This window comes from Robertmurraya korlensis (genome assembly GCF_023715225.1).
GTDB lineage: Bacteria > Bacillota > Bacilli > Bacillales > Cytobacillaceae > Robertmurraya_A.
Window position 1 is genome coordinate 1 of record NZ_JAMBNS010000026.1, and the last position, 1,582, is coordinate 1,582.

At 34.8% G+C, this 1,582-nt stretch carries 1 protein-coding gene and 2 rRNA genes; all 3 read right to left on the reverse strand.

The window, feature by feature from the left end:
• Positions 1-106: ribosomal RNA gene (locus tag M3175_RS23840) — 16S ribosomal RNA — on the reverse strand; the annotation flags it as partial.
• 384 nt (positions 107-490) lie between these two features.
• Positions 491-1,333 carry a tyrosine-type recombinase/integrase gene (locus tag M3175_RS23845; RefSeq protein ID WP_251524430.1) on the reverse strand — a complete coding sequence of 281 codons (843 nt, stop codon included), beginning with the start codon at positions 1,331-1,333 and terminating at the stop codon, positions 491-493.
• A gap of 126 nt (positions 1,334-1,459) precedes the next feature.
• Positions 1,460-1,575 (reverse strand): 5S ribosomal RNA (rrf, locus tag M3175_RS23850).
• Positions 1,576-1,582 lie beyond the last annotated feature (7 nt).

The following is a 1,582-nucleotide window of genomic DNA, read 5'->3' on the forward strand; positions in this document are numbered from 1 at the left end:
CCGCCGCTAACAAGGAGGAAGCAAGCTTCCTCCAAGTCCGCTCGACTTGCATGTATTAGGCACGCCGCCAGCGTTCGTCCTGAGCCAGGATCAAACTCTCCAATAAAGAGTAAGATTAGCTCTTAAAAGTTTAAAACTTAAAATTAAAACGTTGACGTTTGTTGTTCTCTTGTTCAGTTTTCAAGGTTCAATTAAGCACTTGATTATCTTACAATATCTTTTCACCGTTGTCAACTTCTGCGAAAAAACTTTTTTAATCGTTATTTTCAAAGTCGTTGTTGTCGGCTACATGTATTACTATATCATCTTAATTCGCAGAAGTCAACTTCTGTTTTAAAATTATTTTTAAAGAGACTTCTAAATTTTTGAGGCCAAAGAATATCTTACATAAATCTTATACATAATACAACAAATTTTTGTTAAGAATCATTAAAAGCCATGTACAACTCGTACATGGCTTTTAATGACAGTAATAATATTTAAAAACAACCTAACCTAGTGTATCCTTAGAAAAGGTATTCTGAATCGCCTTTTCAAGCTCTAGTTGTTTCATTCTAGATTTTGCGTATCTTTTTGTTACATTAATATCTTTGTGGCCTGCTAATTCAGATACTATTTCTAAAGCAACTCCTTTATCAACAAGTCGCTGACAAAAAGTATGCCTTAATTTGTGAGGATTCACTTGATACTTTTTAAGCATATATTGAACCGATCTCTCAGTAAGCCGTTCGTTGGATTTAGAAACAAACAAAGCATCTTCGATACGATTTAGTTCTATATGATTTTCTAGATAAGCCCTAGCTTCATCAGATAATGGTATCACTCTTCCTTCACCAGTAGAGTTATGTTTTACTAACAATAGATTTCTTTCGAAATCAATATCAGACTTATTTAGAGAACATAATTCTGACACTCTAATACCCGTATGAAGTAATAAATAGACAATAGCAATGTTTCTATTATGCCCATCCTTTTTTACTTCACGGACAAGTTGGTCACATTCAAAAGTGGATAACACTTCAATTTCGTCTTTTTTCTCTACAGGAACCACAGTTATATCAATAATGATATCAGGTTTCTTCAAGAATTTTGCAAAGGTACGAATCGCTCCAAGTATTTTATCAATAGTTACTGGACTTTTCCCCTGCTGCTCTAAAAAGGATACATATGATTGAACATCCTTTTGTGATATGTCCTCTAAATAAATCGAATATTGTTGAAGCCAGTCTTGATATTTTTGAATTTCACGTTGATATGTTGTGACCGTACTAGGTGATTTCCCTACTTGTTTAAGCCATTCTGTAAACTGAGCTATAACATTAGTTTCTTGCAACTATATCACTCCAATCAATCAGACTTGGTATTACTTACATCTTATAGGAAATGACTAAAGAAGTAAACTTCCGCGAAAAATATTATAAAAAAAGAGAGTAGTCATAATGACTACTCTCTTTCAGGTGCCTGGCGACGTCCTACTCTCACAGAGGGAAACCCTCAACTACCATTGGCGCTGAAAAGCTTAACTTCCGTGTTCGGTATGGGAACGGGTGTGACCTTTTCGCTATCGCCACCAGACTTTTAA